This is a genomic window from Myroides odoratimimus (assembly GCF_038039805.1).
Taxonomy (GTDB): domain Bacteria; phylum Bacteroidota; class Bacteroidia; order Flavobacteriales; family Flavobacteriaceae; genus Flavobacterium; species Flavobacterium odoratimimum_B.
In genome coordinates this window covers 88,355-108,402 of the sequence record NZ_JBBPHK010000004.1, presented here as the reverse complement: position 1 = coordinate 108,402, position 20,048 = coordinate 88,355, and the positions used below count along the sequence as shown (strand labels likewise).

Below are 20,048 nucleotides of genomic sequence, written 5' to 3'. Positions count from 1 at the left end.
CCTCTAAAAAGAGGCTCTCTATATTCAAATAAGATTTTATTCTAATTAGAATTTGTAAGTTAAACCAAATGTTGGAGTATCAAAGAAGTTTTTGAATACATTTAAGTTAACTCCAGTTTCTGTAGCAGTTTCACCACTTTCTCCTTTAAACTTATCCTTACCAGATCTAAATGATAAAATATCACCTAAACCAAAGCTAATAGCTATATTTTTAGTAACGAAATAGTTCATTCCTAAATCTAAACCTGCTTTTATACCAGTATTTTTATAATCACCAGATTTTCTTTCGTCAAATCCTACACCAACTTCAGCATAAGTCTTGAAACGTTGTCCTAATTCTAAGAAATAGTAACGCGCAAAAGCTCCAGCATATAATGTTTTTAAGTTTTCACCTAATTTTTCTTTACCTTCTAAAGTTTCAACAAAAGAAGTTTTTCCGAAACCTAAAGCAACCCCAACAGCTACTTTGTCAGATAACATATATCCTACTTTAGGAGAAAAATTAAAGTTAGTCCCTTTAGTTTTAACACCGTCTTCTTTAGATGTAGCATCTTTTAATTCAAAAGATCCCTCAACAAATACGTTAGTTTCTTGGAATCCGAAAGTTGGTTTTTCTGTTTCTTGTGCGTTAGCAGTGAACCCGAAAGCTGCAACTGCAACTAATGAAAGTACTAGTTTTTTCATGTTTTTAAGCTATTTTTAATTAACAATTCAAATGTAGCGACTATCACCAAGAGCGATGTAATTTTTAATAATAAAATAACAATTACATAACACAAAAAACAATAAAACAACACTAAAACACTAATAAACAATATAATAGTAAATTAAAATAAATTCATAAAAAATAGTTAAAAAAAGTATTTTTAAACACAAAAAAACATTTATTATCTTATTCTACACCATAACTAGCATTTATAAAATGTTTTTTAACATAAATAACAATATAAAATACATATAAAAACAAAAAACAGTATTCTTAAAGTCGTAAGAAACTATTTATAAAAACACTATATAACATATAGTAAGAAGTATAAATCATTTTTTAAGCGACTGATTAAGTATTAAATAATATATTTGTCAGAAGTAAAATGACCTTCATGAAAATATTAATTATAAATGGACCTAATCTGAATCTTTTAGGGAAAAGAGAACCTGAAGTATATGGTAACACTTCTTTTGAAGATTACTTTCAAGTTCTTAAAGCTAATTACCCTGAAATAGAGCTAGAATATTATCAATCTAATATAGAAGGAGAGCTTATTAATAAGATACATGAAGTTGGCTTTAGCTACGATGCTATTATCTTAAATGCAGGAGCGTATACACATACCTCTATCGCTATAGCTGATGCCATCTCTGGTATAACAACACCTGTTATCGAAGTACATATCTCTAATACACATAAGAGAGAAGATTTTAGAAAACATTCTTATATATCACCAGTATCACATGGAGTAATATTAGGTTTCGGACTAAAAAGTTATGACCTAGCTATTGCTTCTTTTCAGTTATAATGAAACATTCTTTGTTTAAGTATATTACTTTTATATGCTTTGTGCTCCTATCTATATATAGTAGTTACGCACAAGACACAACTGTATATGGAAAAGTCGTAGACTTAGAGGGTAATCCTATAGAGAATGCTTTAGTATTTATAAAAAGAACAGACAAGCAAACTATCACTAATAAAAATGGAGAATTTCAAATACAAATAACCTCAGGGCAATATATCTATGCCCAAAAGGAAGATTACACAATCAAAAGAACAGAGTACTCTCCTAACAAAAGTACTTATGATAAGTTACAATTAGTACTAACACCATTAAAACAAACAGATATTTTTTATGACAACCCTCAAGATGAATACGCTGTTTTCATTATGGATCTAGCTAGTACACATAAGAAAACTAACAACTTAAAGAAGTACACTCTTGACTATTATTCTAAGGGAAATTTACAGCTTGCATCTGGAAGGGAAACGTTCTTAGGTCAAAAACGAAAAGATTTAGACCCCTCACTAGATATAACAGATGTAAATAACTATATCTATCTAGGAGAATTATCTTCTCAACAAACTGTACTCAATGAAGATTATGGCAAAGAAAGGGTTATTGCCTTTAATGAAATAGGTAAGGCAAAAGACCTTTTCTTCTTAACAGCAACGGATAGTGATATTAATTTATACGATAAAATCGTTTCAAATCAGATCAATGTAATCTCTCCTTTGATGTCCTATGCTAAAACATATTACTATTTTAAATTACTGAAGAAAGAGACAGATTCTTTAGGAAATGATATATATACGATAAGCTTTACTCCAAAAAGAGATAGAGAACCTATCATGGAAGGTAAAATAAAAATCACTAGCGATAAATGGCAAATTACAGAACTCTATGCCGCTATGAATGGAGAAAATGTAGGATTAAAGAATGTAAAACAAGTAGTAATCACTCAACAATATAAACACAACGCTGCATTAAATCTATACCTTAAAGAGAGTCAGAACTTATATTTAAAAGGAAAGTTCTTGGTCTTTGACTATGTTGGTTCATTTAAAGCACATTATACAAATTACCAAACAGACAACTCTATTAATAAATCGCAATTCAGTAATGAATTAATCCAATATTCAAATAACTTTTTACATCAGCCAGAAAGTTATTGGGAAAAGAATAGACCATATCCATTATCTAAAAAAGAGATGGCAACTTTCAATGAACAAGAAATAAAAATTCAGGAAGCCACTAAAGCTACATTAGATTCAATAGATAATAGAACTAATAACTTCACTCTTTTTAAGCTAGTCAAAGGATATCAACATTTAAATTCTTATAAAAACTCAGCTATTACCTATCGTGGATTACTTTCTACCTTTGCATTTAATGCTGTTCAGGGATTTAACGTTACCACGGGCTTAGATTATGTAAAAGTAAAAGATGACTACTCTCAAACTAAACTTGGTACAATCGTCAACTATGGTATCTCAGAAAACAAATATAGAGTATCAGGATATGCATCTCACATATTTAATCAAATAGACTACAATACTATCACTATCTCTGGTGGTAGTACCATCTTACAGTTTAATCAAGATGATCCTATTAAAACACCTATTAACTCTTTTGCAAGTGCTTATTTTGGTAAAAACTATGCTAAATACTTTCAAAAAAGTTATCTTCAAATCAAGTATGAACAATATGCATTTAATAGATTTAAGTTTAGTGGGTTATTAGAATATGCTCATAGAAAATCATTAAGCAATAGTCTTAACAGCCCACCATTTGCTCCACAAAAAGACTTTACATCTAACAACCCTTTAGACCCTACAGATTTTGATAATGCACCATTTAAAGATAATTCTATCTTTAAATTTAACTTAGGATTAAACATAATCTTTGACCAAAAAATAATCACTTATCCCGATTATAAACAATACTTACCTACTTCTAAGTATCCTATTATATCACTTACTTTAGATAAGACATTGAATGCTACAACCAGTAATTATAACTATACCTTTGTATCATTTGCAACGCAATACAATGATAATATCGGTAAAATAGGGAACTTATACATAGGGTTAGCAGCTGGAAAATACTTAGAGCAAAACGACATAGCCTTCACAGACTATAAACACTTTAATGGTAATAGAACCTTTATAGGATCAACCGCTGTTTATAACAAACAATTTAATCTACTACCATACTATGAGTACAGTACAAATAAATCTTATATTGAGTTCCATTTAGAACATGACTTTAGAGGGTATATAATGAATAAAATTCCTCTATTAAATAAAACTCGATATTCTATAGTAGTGGGATACCATATGCTGAATGTTCCTGATAAAGATGTGTATGGAGAATACAGTATAGGCTTAAATAACTTTGGTTTTGGAAAGTTTAGACCATTTAGAATAGACTTCTTTAAAACTGTTTCGAATGGCCCTTATAAGAATTTTGGTTTTGTATTTGGTATTAAAGTACTTGATTTAATCCAAAAGTAATAACGCTGTATTAGCATTTGATATTCAATAAGAATAGAAGTCGTTCTTATTATAGACTCTTACTTTACAAGCTTAGTTTAAAAGAGTGCTTAGCAGTCTACAATTACACAACAGATAGAATAACCACGACTTCAAAAACCTGAATCTTGAAATATCAAAAACTACATTCATAAATAAGTATATAAGAACCGGCATTCTTCTCAGTGTATATTTAGTAGTTAATGAAGTTTGTACTGTTATACTAGCAGATTTCTCGCACATTTCTTCGACAAAAACACCTTCTAGGCAGGAAAACCCCTAGCAATCTCCTAGAAAACCCCTATAAAGTGCAAGCCTTACGCTTATATCTTAATACCAAATATTGAAATCACACCCCCTGTACTAATTTAAGATATTAACTACTGTTTACGTTTTAACCATTTCACACCTATTGGTATTACTTTTAAACGATACTTTTATAAAGTCTTTTTAATCAGAATTAGGACTACAACAAAGAACTTTATCTACAGACATTATGTACAAAAAAAGGATTAAGCTTGACTTAATCCTTTTAATATATTCTAGTACTATTCTTCTATTCTCTCTATATGAGCTCCTAAAGCACGTAATCTATCATCTATAGCTTCGTATCCTCTATCTATTTGCTCTATATTTTGAATTTCGCTTACTCCTTTAGCTGATAAAGCAGCTATCAATAAAGATATACCAGCACGAATATCTGGAGAAGACATCTTAGTTGCTTTTAACTGCGACTTAAAGTCATGTCCTATAATAACAGCTCTATGTGGATCACATAAGATGATCTTAGCTCCCATATCAATTAGTTTATCGACAAAGAACAATCTACTTTCAAACATCTTTTGGTGGATTAATACCTCTCCTCTAGCTTGTGTAGCAACTACCAAAATAACACTTAATAAGTCTGGTGTTAGACCTGGCCATGGTGCATCTGCTATAGTAAGTATAGAACCATCTATAAAGTTTTGAATCTCATATCCATCCGTGTGAGCTGGAATATAAATATCATCTCCCCTCTTCTCTAAAGTAATCCCCAGTCTTCTAAATGTATTTGGTATCACTCCTAAGTGCTCCCAACCTACATTCTTAATTGTAATTTCACTCTGTGTCATTGCTGCTAATCCTATCCATGACCCAATTTCTATCATGTCAGGTAGCATCGTATGTTCACAACCTTTTAATACTGTAACTCCTTCGATAGTTAATAAATTAGACCCTACACCTTGAATCTTAGCTCCCATAGAATTTAGCATTTTACACAATTGCTGAATATATGGTTCACAGGCAGCATTATAGATAGTAGTAACACCTTCTGCTAACACAGAAGCCATCAATATATTAGCAGTACCTGTTACAGATGCTTCATCTAACAACATATCAGTACCTACTAACTTCTCCGCCTCTACTCCATAGAAATATTCTTCTCTATTATATCTAAATGTGGCACCTAATTTTATAAATCCATCGAAATGTGTATCTAGTCTTCTACGTCCTATCTTATCTCCTCCTGGTTTTGGGATATATCCTTTTCCAAAACGAGCTAATAAAGGACCAACCATCATAATAGACCCTCTTAAGGCTTTGCCATCTGTCTTAAAATCATCTGAGATAAGATAATCTAAATCTAAATCATCCGCTTGAAATGACATTTTATTAGGACCTAACTTTTCAATCTTAACCCCTAATTTACCTAATAACTCTATTAATTTATTTATATCAATGATATCCGGTATATTAGAGAGTACAATTCTTTCTGGCGTTAACAAGACAGCACATAAAATCTGTAATGCCTCATTTTTAGCACCTTGAGCATATACCTCTCCTTTTAGCTTAAAACCTCCTTCAATCTTAAATGTACTCATTACTTCTTACCTTTTGAATGATAGTTATTACTTTTATATTTCTTATTGTTGTTATTGTTATTGTTGTTGTTAGAATTACTCTTTTGGTTATTTGAGTGATTCGTTTTATTAGATTGCTTTTTATTTACCTGCATTAGATTAGCAGTAGTAGATAATTCTTCTTCTTTTTTAAATAAATTTATCTTTCCATTAGACAATTCACATAGATGTTCAAAGATTACTTCATCCTTTACTGTCTCTTTATTCCAACTTAGATAACTCTTCTTCATATGATTAGCAATCACAAGTATCAATGCATCCTTCATCTCACCATCTTCCCATGCAATGGCCTTATTAATCATATAAGTAATATTATTACCATAAAATCTATACTTAGGGTGATTCTGAGGATAAGCTAATTTCTCAGGTTTTGTAAATATAGTTTCTTGTGTTGCAATAGGGAAAGGACTATCAACATCTAATTTAAATTCAGACATCATGAATAATTGATCCCATAACTTATGTTGAAAATCTGGTACGTCACGCAAGTGCGGATTCATACTTCCCATCACACTAATAGCATATCTAGCGCCATTATTTCGCTCTTCTCTATCTTCGATTTTACAGATATGGTCAATCAAACTATGTAGATGACGTCCATATTCAGGTATTATCAATGGTTTTCTTAAGGAATTGTAATCTAAATGAGTTACTGCTTCTTTGGAATCAAATTTCATATTATCAATGCTGTTATATTGGAATAATTACTTCTTAGTTCTCGTATCACCTAATACTTGAAAAGTAATTTATTTAAAAATAGGTAAAAAAAGGATTATAAAGAAACTATTCCTTCAATAGTTGAAACTGCAATATACTTATCAATGATTTCTTGTGCATTTTTCACTGTAAGTTTTACAGAAACACTTGCAAATTTTCCAGTACTTGAATTCTTAATTTGAACATCAGCATTACAACCGTCAAAAGCCTCTTCTACTCTCGCAATTTTCTCTGGTTCACCAGGCACTATAAATTTATAAAGGTAAGGTCTTGGCCACGTTTTATCGTCTTCTAATTGCTCTTTTAATCTTTTATAAAATTCTATTGTCTTATCGTCCATATCGTTTTTATTAGGCAAATATAATCAAATTAACCACTATAATTTTCAAAAGATGTAGTTAAAACTCTTTTGCAGACCACATTTTATTGTACTTTTGCACCTTTGATATTTACAGCAAAATGGACACAAAAATAATCTTAATCATTGGAGGGCCCGGATCTGGTAAAACTACGTTGATTAACGAACTTACTAACAAAGGATATGTTTGCTATCCAGAAATATCTCGTGCGGTAACCAAAAAAGCCCAAGAAAAAGGTATTGATCAATTGTTCTTAACAGAACCTCTATTATTCAGCCAATTACTTTTAGAAGGAAGAATCGAACAACATAAAGATGCTGTTAAAGAATCAGCGAATATTGTTTTTATAGACAGAGGAATTCCAGATGTACTAGCTTATATGCATTACACAGGAGATAAATACCCTGAGAGTTTTGATATAGCATGTAAACAACATCTTTATCACCAAATCTTTTTGTTACCTCCTTGGGAATCGATATACCAAAGTGATGAACAACGATATGAGAATTTTGAGCAAGCTAGCCAAATACACGAACATCTTATCTCAACATATAAGAACTATGGCTACGATCTAATCGAAGTTCCAAGAGATACAGTTGAGAATAGAATTGATTTTATATTAAGCAGAATTTAAGAAATCATCATATTTTAGTTAAAAGGGTTATAGTATTCAAACTATAACCCTTTTATTTACAACATTTTTTGTAAATTCGTTATCATATTTTCATTTATTCCTGCTAGAACATGACTACACCAATTGAAATTCTTCAAAAGTACTGGAATTACGACAGTTTTCGAGAGCCTCAGAAAGACATTATAGATTCTGTCCTAGCAAAGAATGATACTTTTGCATTGCTCCCTACAGGAGGAGGAAAAAGTATCTGTTTTCAGATTCCTGCACTTTTATTACCAGGAACATGCCTTGTAGTTTCTCCACTGATAGCGCTAATAGAAGACCAAGTAAACAATCTTAATAAACTTAATATAAAGGCTACTTCTATTATAGGTGGTACGCCAATGCATGAGATAGATGCAATATTTGACAATTGCTTGTATGGAAACTATAAATTTCTATACATATCACCTGAGCGATTAAAACAGACGTGGATACTTGAACGAATAGAAAAGCTTAAAATCAATATTATCGCCATAGATGAAGCACACTGTATATCTCAATGGGGACACGATTTTAGGCCGGCATATCTAGAATTAAGCAAACTACGCGATATTTTTGCAGAAGTACCTATTATTGCACTAACAGCATCAGCTAATAAAAAAGTAGTAGAAGACATTTGTACAAATCTTAAACTTAATTCTCCTAAGCTATTTACGAAAAGTTTTTTTCGAGAAAACCTTATTTACGGTGTTTATAAAGTAGAAAACCAACTGAGTATGGTTCTGCGCATATTACAAAAAAATCCTGCACCAACAATAATCTATGTTCGCAATAGAAAAGAAGCTTTTTTCTTCTCCAACCAATTAAATCAAATGAACTATAAAACTACTTTTTTTCACGGTGGTTTATCTATCATTGAAAAAAAGAAAAGAATGCAAGATTGGATAGAAGAAAAAACACCTATTATAGTTGCTACTAATGCTTTCGGAATGGGGATTGATAAAAAGAATGTAAAAAATGTAATCCATATACAAATACCCGAAAACATAGAAAATTATTATCAAGAAGCAGGACGAGCAGGACGAGACGGTAATAAAGCATTTGCAACCATGCTAGTAACAGCACAAGAAATCAAGTATAATAATGAGATGTTTGAAACAAATCTCTTTGACAAAGAGTTTCTTAAACGCATATATCGAAAACTCAATAACTTTTTAAGTATTGCTTATGGAGAGGGATATAATTGTACTTACAGTTTAAATTTCAACAAATTCTGTAATCATAATAACTTTCCTCATAGAAAGGCTTACAACGCTCTACAATTCTTAGATAGACAAGGTATTATTCGATTATTAGAAAACAGTAAAAACAAGACTAAATTACTCTTTACTGCTCCTAGTAGTGAAATATTGGATATAACGTATGACAATGAGAGTTACGAAAATATTATTCACTTTATATTACGTACTTATACAGGAATACATGAATATGAACAAGACATAGATTTACATCTAATAGAACAACATACTGGCGAAAGTCAAGAGAGTATTATAGCCTGTTTAAAGGATTGTCATGATCAAAACTTATGCAACTACATTCCTGAAGAAAATGACCTCACAGTCATATTTAATGAGGCCTGGGAAGAAGACAGAGCACTATATCGTACATTCCCTTATTTAAAACAACAAAATGAACAAAAGATAAATCAATATAAATCACTCTTATTTTATATTGAAAATGAAGATATTTGTAAAAACAAAATACTTCTAAAGTATTTTGATGAAAATAAGGCAACTGATTGTGGTACTTGCTCTACATGTATTTCTAATAAAAAGAAATGTAATACTAATAGTGCTATTATTGACAATATATTCGAAATTCTATTACATAGCCCTAGTACTATTCAACAGTTAGAAATAGAACATGGCATCGACAAAGAGGACATTATATACTCATTACAAGTATTACAAGAACAAAATAAAGTTAAAATAAACCTAGAAAATCAATATTTAGTAATATGAAAGACTTACGTATCGTATTCATGGGAACTCCAGACTTCGCAGTTGGAATTCTAGATGCTATATATACAAATAATTATAATGTGGTAGCCGTAATAACTGCACCTGATAGACCTGCAGGTCGAGGTCAAAAGATAAAATACTCTGCAGTTAAAGAGTATGCTTTAGAAAAAAAACTTCCAATACTACAACCGACAAACTTAAAAGATGAAGAGTTTTTAAGTGAATTAAAAAGTTTTAATGCCAATCTTAATGTAGTAGTTGCTTTTAGAATGTTACCAGAAGCAGTATGGAGAATGCCAGAATTAGGTACCTTTAACTTACACGCATCACTTTTACCTGATTATAGAGGAGCTGCCCCTATTAATTGGGCTATTATAAATGGAGAGACAACAACTGGAGTATCTACATTCTTTATAGACGAAAAAATAGATACAGGAGCTATCATTCTTAAAAAGGAACTAAATATTGGGACAAATGAAAATGCAGGTGAATTACATGATAGGCTAATGATTTTAGGAGCTTCTACAGTACTAGATACATTAGAGTTAATAAAGCTAGACAAAGTTACCACAGTAACACAACCAAAAGAAGAAACCAAAACTGCTTATAAATTAAATAAAGACAATACTAAAATTAACTTCACACAAGCGGGTCATCAAATACACAATCTTATTAGAGGCCTTAGTCCATATCCTACAGCATGGTGTTTTTTTAAAGATAAAAGCAACGAATGGTCAGTTAAAATATATGAAGCTAATTATGAAGAAGATAGCCACAACCATCCTATTGGCAAAGTAGTTTCTAGTAAAAAAGAGCTTAAAATTGCTGTTGAGAAAGGTTTTATCAATATTTTAAGACTTCAATTTCCAGGTAAAAAACCCATGAAAGCCAACGAATTACTCAATGGAGTGACTTTTAGTGAAGATGCAATAGCATTATAAACAACTATAAATCAACACTTAACAAATTTATAGTTTATTTTAGCTTTTAAATCACTTTGATTTATCAAATTTTTATTTTTTTTTATGCAAAAGACTTGCTTTATTACAGAATTACCCTAAATTTGTATAAGGACGTTAATAAAGTTAACCTTTAAAAAAAATTATTATGAACAAAACTGAATTAATTGATGCAATTGCTAAAGATGCAGAAATCAGCAAAGTGGCTGCTAAAAAAGCATTAGAATCATTCTTATCAAATGTTGAAACTACTTTAGGTAAAGGTGGAAAAATTTCTTTAGTTGGTTTTGGATCTTGGTCAGTATCTGAAAGAGCTGCTAGAGAAGGAAGAAACCCTCAAACTGGGAAAACAATCAAAATTGCTGCTAAAAATGTAGTGAAATTTAAAGCTGGTTCTGAATTAGAAAACGCTGTAAACAAGAAGAAAAAATAATATTAATAATAATATTAACACTTTTTCGAAAATATAAAGCCTCGCTAATTTTAGTGAGGTTTTTTTATTATATTAGAAGATGAAATCCATCTGATAGTTTACACATATGATTCATTCACTTTCTATACAAAGAGGAGATCAATTAATCTCACTACCTAGTGCTCATAACGCAGATCTTATTTTCTCAAGATCCGTTATTCTATTAACAGAACACAGTCAGGATGGTTCTGTTGGCTTTATACTAAATAAACCATTAGATCTAACTTTATCAGATCTTTTACCAAATATAGAGGCTTCATTCACTATTTACGATGGAGGTCCGGTTCAAAAAAACAGAATATTTTACATACATACTAAACCAGAGTTAATCCCTGACAGCATTCATATCGTAGATGATTTATATTGGGGAGTAGACTTTGAGGAGCTTAGTAATATCCTATCTCTAGGTATACTTACTAAGAATAATATTCGCTTTTTTTTAGGCTATTCGGGTTGGGACTGTGACCAATTAAAAAATGAGATTCAAGATAGCTTTTGGATAGCTTCTAATAAACTAGATACGAAGAATATTTTTTCCCAATCTCCTACAGAGCTATGGAAAAGCTCATTAGCTAAATTGGGAAACAAATACTCTCTATGGCTAAATGCACCTGAAAACCCTAACTTCAATTAGGATAGTTAGATAACATTCTTACATCAGCCTAATTTTTGCATTTAACTTATTTATCAAATCAGCAGCTAAAACATTAGTATAATTTTTCTTACGGTACTTTGTCACAGGTTGAACTCCCATAATGACATTCGTAATGAATAATTCATCAGCCTTTTGTAATTCAAATGGTGAGATTACTGCTTCTTCAAATTTGTAGTCAGTATTCTTTTGTAATAACTCTATGATCTGTTTTCTCATAATCCCTTTCACACATCCATCAGACACTGGAGGAGTTTTCACCACATTATCTTTTACGATAAAAATATTTCCATTTAATGCCTCTACAATATTCTTAGCATCATTCAGCAATAAACAGTTTTGATAACCATTCTCTTCAGCGAAGATACTACCTGTTACATTTATCAGTCTATTGTTTGTTTTTAAAGTTGATAATAAGTGTGAAGTCACATAGAAATCTTTATATAATTCGATTTCATAATCCTTTGTATTCAGACTATATATTCCATTATTCAAAACCTCAGCCGAAATAATATAGCCTATTTTTCGAGTTGAAGGAAGGTATTTGCCCTCAGCATCTCTATATACTGTAAAACGCACTCTAAATGCATTTGTAACTGATTCAAGGCTATTGATTGTTTTAAGTATTGCTTCCTGAAAATACTCCATTGTAAACTCCATAGGAATTTCCATACGCAGAATACGCATAGAAGACATTAATCTAAAGTAATGGTCTTCTAAGAATAAAACCTTACCATCTAAAACCCTAACTGTTTCAAAAACAGCATCTCCATATAAAAAACCTCTATTGTGTTCTACTGACACATTACTATTAGAAACAATTTTGCCGTTAACATTAATCATATTCTATTTTCTTCTGATTACTATTAACGGCAAATATAAGTTATATTTTATGGAATTATGCAGAACCTAATACTTGTTTTAAGTCCATGATCTGATTTTCCCATAATTGTTTTGATTCATTGATTTCATCTGGCTCTGCGAAGTCAGTAACGATTATTGTTACATCTTTAGTTAATTCATCTTTATTAATTTTTAACTCAAAGAAATAATCTGTCTCTTTATCATTTTCATCTAACCATCTATATCTAACTCTCTCATCTGCTTTACGAGTAACAACACGAGCTTTCTCTTCAGAATCTCCCCAAATAAAAGAATATATTTCGCCACGTGAATTTACATTATCAGCGAACCACTCGCTTAGCCCTGAGGGATCCGAAATATACTGATACAATAATTGCGGAGATGAATTAATTGAGAATTCTAGTTCGTATTTTTCTTTCATAGCCTTTTTTCAAATTTTATAATTTTTTCGAATATAATCATATTTTGTAAATAAAAAAATATTTTTTTTCTCATTCTCTATTTGCATTATAAACTTTTTATTCTATATTTGCACCCGCATTACAGAAGTAACGCAGGCCAATAATGGCGAGGTAGCTCAGTCGGTTAGAGCGCAGGATTCATAACCCTGAGGTCACGGGTTCAACTCCCGTCTTCGCTACTACACAGGATATATCGAGAAAATTCTCATATATCCTGTTTTTATTTTCAGCCAATTCATTGTTAATCTGAAAGATACACTTCACTAAAGTGTTAATTCGTGTGGTTCGATAAATTTTTCCATCAAACTCTAATTTTTCTGGAAATATCGAACCAATAATTTCTCTTTTGGTTTGAATACCTCCCTCAGCGTAGAGTACACCAAGGTTTACGACTTTATCTAATGCTCTATCAAGCATACTTTTTATATCTATCTTTTTATTACCTTCTTCTTCAATTAATTGCTTTTCTAATTTTTCTATTTCAATTTTACACTCCTTCTTTATTGCTAAATAATCATCATCCTCTAAAGTTCCTTCTAACAATTTATTTCGAGCTATTGATAGTTTGTGATTAACCTTATCAATATTTTCTAATATACTTTTCTTCTGACTTACTGGATTTCCAAAGACTTGATTATAACTATCTATAAGTAGCTTCTTCGTAAAATTTTGCACAACTTTATTAATCTGAAGTTGTTTTAATCCATTTTCAAAAATCTCATTTGCTACACCAGCTTTTTGTCTAAAACCACAACTTGCTAAACAGTGATAGTAATAATACCTATTATTCCTTCCTGTAGAAGCACTACCTGTCAAATTCCTATTACAATTTGGGCAAACTAAAAAACCTCTAAGTGGGAGATTTTCATCCGAAAGAATCTTTGTATTAGGTCTTTCCTTACGAACATTTCCATCTAATATCATTTGCACCTTATCAAATAAAGCCTCGCTTATTAAAGCCTCATGTAATCCAGTTACAAAATATGCCTCCTCGTCTTTATATTTTGGAATAAAAATTTTGCCACAATAAATTGGATTACGTATCGCTACATGAAACGCTGTGCTACTTAATTTTCCTGCATTCATTCTATTCATCTCTAATCTGATTTGATTTGCAGAAAGAATACCTTTAGCTAATTCGGTGAATGCCCATTTCATTGCTTTACTATGTTCTGGAATTAAGGCGATATACTTTTTTCCATCTTCTTTACTTTTATTTGCATAACCAAAAGGTGCATTCCCCATAACCCTACCTTCTTTCTTAGCTCTACGCATTCCATAAAAAGTATTAAGAGCTCTTCTGTCATTTTCAACCTCTGGAGCAGCTAAATAAATAGCTAACATCATCTTATTCTCTGGAATAGTTAAATCTAATGGTTGTTCAATAGCCTGAGGGTTAACACCAAGTTTGGTTAACATATTTATCATTTGATAAGCATCACCAGCATTACGGCTAAAACGATCCCATTTAGTAAATAATACCAAATGAGTTTTTCCTTTATTTTTCTTTAAATTTTGAAGTAAACTATTCCAAGCAGGACGATTAAATGTTTTTGCAGAATGATCTTCGTAAATCACATTTCCTACTTTAAAATTATATTGGGAACAATAACGACGTAAGCGTTCTTCTTGATCTCTTTGTGAGTATCCTTTGTCTGCCTGCTCATCAGTAGACACACGAATATACAAATCAGCTGTTTTCATAAGCTAACCATTTAATTATTAGACGATAAATTAAATTGGGAGATAGTACAAAGATAGAAATAAGTTACTCTCTATCAAAGTATTCACGAAAAACTATAGTAATTAATATATAGAGAAAATCGAGGATTTCAGATGCTTCCTCTTTAGTAACATTTAATCCATTTTTCTGAAAATAGTCTAATGACTCTTCTATACTAATTCGTTTTATATTTCTACGTTTCATAATATCCCTCTTTAGTTATTGACTAAACTAAAGAGGGATACTCATTTATTTTATGAAATGTCTTTTTATGGTATATCTTGTCGTATATCAGTTATAAAAAAAGATTACACTATACTTTTATATCGATTAATTTTTCCATCTCTAATAACCTCTATACCTTTCTCTTTTTCAATGTTCCTAAGAACATTTGATATCTCTCCACTTTTAAGTGAAATATCAATTAACTCTTTTTCTAACAATTCTTTCTTTATATCAGCAACAGTTTTTGGGGTATTAAAAAAATTCTCTGATATTAAGTTCTTTATCTTCATTGTCAACTTTATCGCTTTAGATCTTGTTTCTGTCAGCTTTCTTTTAGGTGCTAAATCAATTTTCACATCTAATAATGATTGTATTGATAATTCTACTGTAACAGCATAAAGGAAATAAAAATCCATATTGGTAGTTTTTCCGTTTTCTACCTTTAAAATAGAGCTTTTAGATATCTTAGTCATATATACAATATCTCCTTGTGTATAACCTAACTCTTCTCTTTTTTTCTTTAGTTTTTGTCCAATCTCTAATTTGTATGGCATAAAGCTTATATTTTTAATAAACACAAAAAGTGTTTGTTTTAAAACTTTTTGTGTTTATTGATTATTTGTTTATATTTGTATCTAATAATAGACTGATTAAGCTATACGCTTAACAAACGATGTTATCTCGCGCCGTGAAGTCCTAAATTTGCTTGCGAGAGTAACCGTGCAGTCCCTCCATGCAAAAAAGTTTCATACTTTTGTCTTTGCATGTGAGCGGTACTCACGTATACTTTCAAAAGCATTGAGTTAAACTCAAAAGGGCTTAGGACCCCTACGGCTTGAAAGTATGCGACCGCTCCTTGCTTTTTTACAAGGTTTGATCTATCATACTTAAACATCGTTCATATAATTTATGTGAGCGATTTTTTGTTTTTATACTAAAAGCAATTGTCTCTCACATTAATAGTAGTAGAACAGGGATTGCCCTATTTTACACTACCATTACCTTTACGCAATAGATAACTTTTAAGCTATTTAGGTTTTTTCTTTTTTGATTCGCACTCTAAAAGTAAATCCTTTCTTACAGTTCTCCAAAAGTAAAGGTCATAAGATGTGATAGTCTGGTATGTATATACTGGACTATCCAAGGAACTAAAGCAAAAGAATTAATTATTCTTTGCTTAAAAATACAACAGACCTTTTATGTATGCTGTCTCCCAAACAAGCTCTAAAAGGTTCAAAAAAACAAGGTTATATTGTTTTACATTCTATCATAGAAGATTAACAATACCTCTTCCTTAATGGACTTATCGAATGTTCTATTCGAGATTTTTTCAATTATTACATTTTATTACAAACAACAAAAATTAGTAACTAAACTCACATTTAGCTTATGATTAAACTTTAGCTTAACTAAATCTTATTTATGTAGATTAATTTGACATTAACGCTTTAATGTTAGATAGCTACCCTATTACCTATTTAGTTAGAAGTAAACACACATTTTACGCAAAGTCTAAGATAGTTTTTTAGATGCGTACAGGACTTCTATTACCTATTAATTTGAAACGTATTGTTATCAATATATTCATATTTAAGTCAATAGAGCAAATTGATTAGTTAGTAAGTAAAAAGCTATGAAGACAATTTATTCACTGTTCTATTTATTAATCACCCTTTAAAACTATTACACTATGGAGAAAAACGCTTACTACTTAGTTTATTCTAAGTTGGTTAATGTAGAATTAAACTATTAGTGAGCACTTAAACACACAACACAAAATATGGCTTAAAGGGATTTTAAGACATATAAAAGTCCATGACTATCTCCTTGCTCTATATCGCATTTTGGGAGACATGCTTTAGAGTAAAGGAGATGGTTTTAAAACTCAATTAACTAACCCTTGATATAACTGACTTATCTAAGTACTACGGCAATAATAATCTTAATGATTTAAAGCTCTCTTATATCACCTCAATTATAAATATTATGAAAACTCAAATTTTAACCAATTATGGTTACAGGATAACTATGCTTTTAAGTTTCTTAATCTGCTATCCAAACTATGCCGTATCAAATAATCATTACTTGTTGTTTACAATGCCAAATGCCTTACCTGATAATAAGCAAAAGATTAAATTAACTGGAATTGTAAAAGATAGTCAAGGTGCACTTGGTGGGGTACATGTCACAACCAGTGACAATAAAGTCATAGCAACTGATTTAAACGGGAAATACACTATTGAGATAAGCACAGGCGATAGAATCACTTTTTCAATGATAGGGTATAAACAACAGACTATTACTTATTCAAATCACCACGGTTCTGTCTTAAATATTACTCTTTTAGAAGATAGTAGTACACTAGATGAAATTGTAGTTAATGCAGGGTATTACAGTGTTAAAGACCGTGAACGTACAGGTAGTATAGCGCGAGTAACAGCCAAAGACATCGAGTTTCAGCCAGTGGTGAATCCCTTGCAAGCTATTCAAGGAAGAGTGGCTGGTGTTGATATAACTCAAAGCAGTGGTGTTGCAGGAGGCGGAATGAACATTGAAATTAGAGGGCGTAACTTTTTAGATAGTTCCAATTCTGGTAGAAATAACCCGATGTATATTATTGATGGAGTACCTTTTTTATCTAATGCAATGGGCAGGACAAATGGAAGTTTAGGAGTTCAGATGTTTGAAAATGGAATTTCACCTTTAAATACAATACCACCATCTGATATAGAAAGTATTGAAATTTTAAAGGATGCTGATGCAACGGCTATATATGGTTCTCGTGGGGCTAATGGCGTTGTACTTATCACTACTAAAAAAGGAAAGTCAGATAAAACACAATTTACTTTTTCCTCTTCCATTGCTTTTAGCAAAGTAGCAAAATTCATGGATATGATGAATACTCAGCAATATATTCAAATGCGTGAAGAAGCTTTTAAAAATAGTGGTGTTACAACTTATCCAGTTAATGCTTATGATATTAATGGGACATGGGATAGAAATAGATATACCGATTGGCAAAAAGAGTTAATTGGAGATACTGCAATTGACCAAAACATCGCCTTAGGTATTCAAGGAGGAAATGAGTATACAGGTTATAATATGAATCTTTCTCGCAATGAAAGCACTACAGTGTTTCCAACTGATAAAGGATATAAGAGAAATGCTTTATTATTGAACTTTAATCACAGAAGTAAAGACAATAAATTAATAATCAATACCTCTACCTCTTATGCTACACAATCAAATAATCTTCCAATTATTGATCTTACTCGTCAATCCCTAAAATTAGCTCCTAACGCACCAGCATTATATGCAGAGAATGGTAGTCTTAACTGGGAAAATGGCACTTTTAATAATCCTTTAGCTCAACTCAATCAAACTTATGAAAACAAAACACAATCACTTGTTTTAAATACAAATCTCTCATATAACATTTTACCTAATTTGTTTTTTAAAATAAACGCAGGTATTACTAATACAGATTTTGAAGAGTGGAAAATCACACCACATACTATTTATAATCCAGCTGAAGGATATACAAGTGAAATGTCTAATACAAGTAAGGCAAATACTTCTTTTAAATCTTATATCGTTGAACCTCAATTACAATATACTAAAGATATAAACAAACATGCTTTTGATTTACTTGTTGGTTCAACTTATCAAAGTAATACATCTGATGGAAGTTATATTAGAGGAGTTGGTTTTTCGTCAAATGCTTTGATTAAAAACATTGGAGCTGCTAAAGAAAAATACATTGGTAGCACATCGAATTCAGAGTATAAATACATTGCTTTATTTACAAGACTAAATTATAAGTATGACAATAAGTACATTGTCAATCTTACAGCAAGACGAGATGGTTCAAGTAGGTTTGCTAAAGAAAACAAGTTTGGAAACTTTGGTGCAATTGGTCTGGCGTGGATATTCTCAGAAGAATCATTTTTAGAGAATGTTTCATGGCTTTCTTTTGGAAAATTTAGAACAAGTTATGGTGTAACAGGTAGTGATAATATTGGGGACTATGCTTATATAGACACTTATACAATTACCTCAAGTAGATACAATAATGAAACAGGTCTATCACCTACCTCTTTATACAATCCAGGTTATAAATGGGAGAAAACAACCAAGTTTGAAACTGCTTTAGAACTGAGTTTTTTAAATAATAGATTCAATACCACTGTCGCTTTTTATAATAATCGTTCAACAGATCAGTTAATTGGACTTAGTTTACCAAGTACTACTGGATTTCATTCAATTGTTACCAATTCTCCTGCTGTGGTGGATAATAGAGGGTGGGAATTTACCCTAAATACAAATATCATCGCTACACAAGATTGGAAATGGTCTACTAACTTTAATATCTCACTTCCAAAAAATAAACTAATCTCATACCCTGGATTAGAGGAAGGAACACAAAGTAGTTATTATGTTATAGGCGAGCCTTTAAATATTGTCAAACTCTATCAATACAATGGTTTAAATCCACAAACAGGATTGTATGAATTCACAGATTTTAATAAGGATGGTAAAATAGATATTAATGACAAAACTCTTGTTAAAAGCTTAAATCCAGTGTTCTATGGAGGATTACAAAATACAATCACATACAAAGATTTTACACTAGATTTTCTATTCTATTTTAAGAAGCAAGATAATTACAACTTAAATAAAAATCATGTTATACCAGGTGGAGCTATAAATAATTTACCTGTAGATTTTGCTAATAGATGGAATTCAAACAATACACAAGCAACATATACTGGAGCTTCTTTTAATAATGCAACAGCTCGTAATAATGCTCTTCCATTTGTAGATAGTGATGCTACAATTAGTGATGCCTCTTACATCCGATTAAAGAATATATCAATTGCTTATACCCTAAAGCTACCAAAGGTAAAAAATACGTCCTTAAAAGTATATATGCAAGGACAAAACCTTTGGACAATTACTTCATATAAAGGCATGGATCCGGAATTTACAAGTTATGGATATTTACCTCCTCTTCGTACTTATTCTTTTGGAATGCAATTAACTTTTTAACC

Annotated in this window: 17 protein-coding genes and 1 tRNA gene; 9 read left to right on the top strand and 9 right to left on the bottom strand. The window is 30.9% G+C overall.

Going from position 1 to position 20,048, the window contains the following annotated elements; all coding sequences use genetic code 11:
• Nucleotides 1–45: 45 nt before the first annotated feature.
• Nucleotides 46–684, bottom strand: coding sequence for an outer membrane beta-barrel protein (locus AABL85_RS05320; RefSeq protein WP_341309405.1), 639 nt, complete (start codon nt 682–684; stop codon nt 46–48).
• Nucleotides 685–1,100: 416 nt separating this feature from the next.
• Between AABL85_RS05320 and aroQ the strand changes: the two genes are divergently transcribed.
• A complete protein-coding gene (gene aroQ, locus AABL85_RS05315; RefSeq protein WP_286413754.1) occupies nt 1,101–1,517 on the top strand; it encodes a type II 3-dehydroquinate dehydratase in 417 nt (138 codons plus the stop codon).
• A 41-nt stretch (nt 1,518–1,558) separates the two neighbouring features.
• Nucleotides 1,559–4,009, top strand: coding sequence for a DUF5686 family protein (locus AABL85_RS05310; protein WP_286413756.1), 2,451 nt, complete (start codon nt 1,559–1,561; stop codon nt 4,007–4,009).
• A 566-nt stretch (nt 4,010–4,575) separates the two neighbouring features.
• On the opposite strand, the gene murA is transcribed toward AABL85_RS05310, so the two are convergent.
• The 3 genes from murA to AABL85_RS05295 all read right to left on the bottom strand — a co-directional run bounded on the left by murA (nt 4,576) and on the right by AABL85_RS05295 (nt 6,985).
• The gene (murA, locus tag AABL85_RS05305; RefSeq protein ID WP_341309404.1) at nt 4,576–5,889 is read right to left on the bottom strand and encodes a UDP-N-acetylglucosamine 1-carboxyvinyltransferase; all 1,314 of its coding nucleotides are present in this window, start codon (nt 5,887–5,889) and stop codon (nt 4,576–4,578) included.
• The gene (locus tag AABL85_RS05300) at nt 5,889–6,605 is read right to left on the bottom strand and encodes a DUF4290 domain-containing protein (protein WP_286413760.1); all 717 of its coding nucleotides are present in this window, start codon (nt 6,603–6,605) and stop codon (nt 5,889–5,891) included. The genes murA and AABL85_RS05300 overlap by 1 nt, the downstream gene beginning before the upstream one ends.
• Before the next feature lie 95 nt (nt 6,606–6,700).
• Nucleotides 6,701–6,985, bottom strand: a complete 285-nt coding sequence (locus AABL85_RS05295; RefSeq protein WP_286436848.1) for a DUF493 family protein — start codon at nt 6,983–6,985, stop codon at nt 6,701–6,703.
• A gap of 119 nt (nt 6,986–7,104) precedes the next feature.
• Here AABL85_RS05295 and AABL85_RS05290 point away from each other — a divergent pair, with 119 nt between their 5' ends.
• The 5 genes from AABL85_RS05290 (at nt 7,105) to AABL85_RS05270 (ending at nt 11,706) form a co-directional block, all read left to right on the top strand.
• Entirely contained in the window at nt 7,105–7,638 is a 534-nt protein-coding gene (locus AABL85_RS05290) for an AAA family ATPase (protein ID WP_006257043.1), read from the top strand.
• 110 nt (nt 7,639–7,748) lie between these two features.
• Nucleotides 7,749–9,641: a RecQ family ATP-dependent DNA helicase gene (locus tag AABL85_RS05285; RefSeq protein WP_341309403.1), complete on the top strand. Its 1,893-nt coding sequence runs from the start codon at nt 7,749–7,751 to the stop codon at nt 9,639–9,641.
• Nucleotides 9,638–10,582, top strand: coding sequence for a methionyl-tRNA formyltransferase (gene fmt / locus AABL85_RS05280; protein WP_286413764.1), 945 nt, complete (start codon nt 9,638–9,640; stop codon nt 10,580–10,582). The genes AABL85_RS05285 and fmt overlap by 4 nt, the downstream gene beginning before the upstream one ends.
• Before the next feature lie 166 nt (nt 10,583–10,748).
• A complete protein-coding gene (locus tag AABL85_RS05275) occupies nt 10,749–11,033 on the top strand; it encodes an HU family DNA-binding protein (protein WP_006257046.1) in 285 nt (94 codons plus the stop codon).
• Between the two features lie 106 nt (nt 11,034–11,139).
• The gene (locus tag AABL85_RS05270) at nt 11,140–11,706 is read left to right on the top strand and encodes a YqgE/AlgH family protein (protein ID WP_341309402.1); all 567 of its coding nucleotides are present in this window, start codon (nt 11,140–11,142) and stop codon (nt 11,704–11,706) included.
• Between the two features lie 18 nt (nt 11,707–11,724).
• On the opposite strand, the gene AABL85_RS05265 is transcribed toward AABL85_RS05270, so the two are convergent.
• Together AABL85_RS05265 and AABL85_RS05260 are read right to left on the bottom strand one after the other, a co-directional pair.
• The gene (locus AABL85_RS05265; RefSeq protein WP_341309401.1) at nt 11,725–12,567 is read right to left on the bottom strand and encodes an aminotransferase class IV; all 843 of its coding nucleotides are present in this window, start codon (nt 12,565–12,567) and stop codon (nt 11,725–11,727) included.
• A gap of 55 nt (nt 12,568–12,622) precedes the next feature.
• Complete coding sequence (locus AABL85_RS05260; RefSeq protein WP_006257049.1) at nt 12,623–13,009, bottom strand: START-like domain-containing protein; 387 nt, start codon at nt 13,007–13,009, stop codon at nt 12,623–12,625.
• A 145-nt stretch (nt 13,010–13,154) separates the two neighbouring features.
• Between AABL85_RS05260 and AABL85_RS05255 the strand changes: the two genes are divergently transcribed.
• Nucleotides 13,155–13,228 (top strand) — tRNA-Met (locus AABL85_RS05255).
• Here the strand turns inward: AABL85_RS05255 and AABL85_RS05250 are convergent.
• The 3 genes from AABL85_RS05250 to AABL85_RS05240 all read right to left on the bottom strand — a co-directional run bounded on the left by AABL85_RS05250 (nt 13,188) and on the right by AABL85_RS05240 (nt 15,551).
• A complete protein-coding gene (locus AABL85_RS05250) occupies nt 13,188–14,753 on the bottom strand; it encodes a recombinase family protein (protein ID WP_341309478.1) in 1,566 nt (521 codons plus the stop codon). The two genes, AABL85_RS05255 and AABL85_RS05250, sit on opposite strands and share 41 nt — an antisense overlap.
• Before the next feature lie 64 nt (nt 14,754–14,817).
• On the bottom strand, nt 14,818–14,976 hold the full coding sequence (locus AABL85_RS05245) for a hypothetical protein (RefSeq protein WP_016649708.1): 159 nt from the start codon (nt 14,974–14,976) through the stop codon (nt 14,818–14,820).
• A gap of 104 nt (nt 14,977–15,080) precedes the next feature.
• Complete coding sequence (locus AABL85_RS05240) at nt 15,081–15,551, bottom strand: helix-turn-helix domain-containing protein (protein ID WP_016649709.1); 471 nt, start codon at nt 15,549–15,551, stop codon at nt 15,081–15,083.
• Nucleotides 15,552–16,983: 1,432 nt separating this feature from the next.
• On the opposite strand from AABL85_RS05240, the gene AABL85_RS05235 reads away from it, so the two are divergent.
• Nucleotides 16,984–20,046, top strand: coding sequence for a SusC/RagA family TonB-linked outer membrane protein (locus tag AABL85_RS05235; RefSeq protein ID WP_341309400.1), 3,063 nt, complete (start codon nt 16,984–16,986; stop codon nt 20,044–20,046).
• The last annotated feature ends 2 nt before the right edge of the window (nt 20,047–20,048 follow it).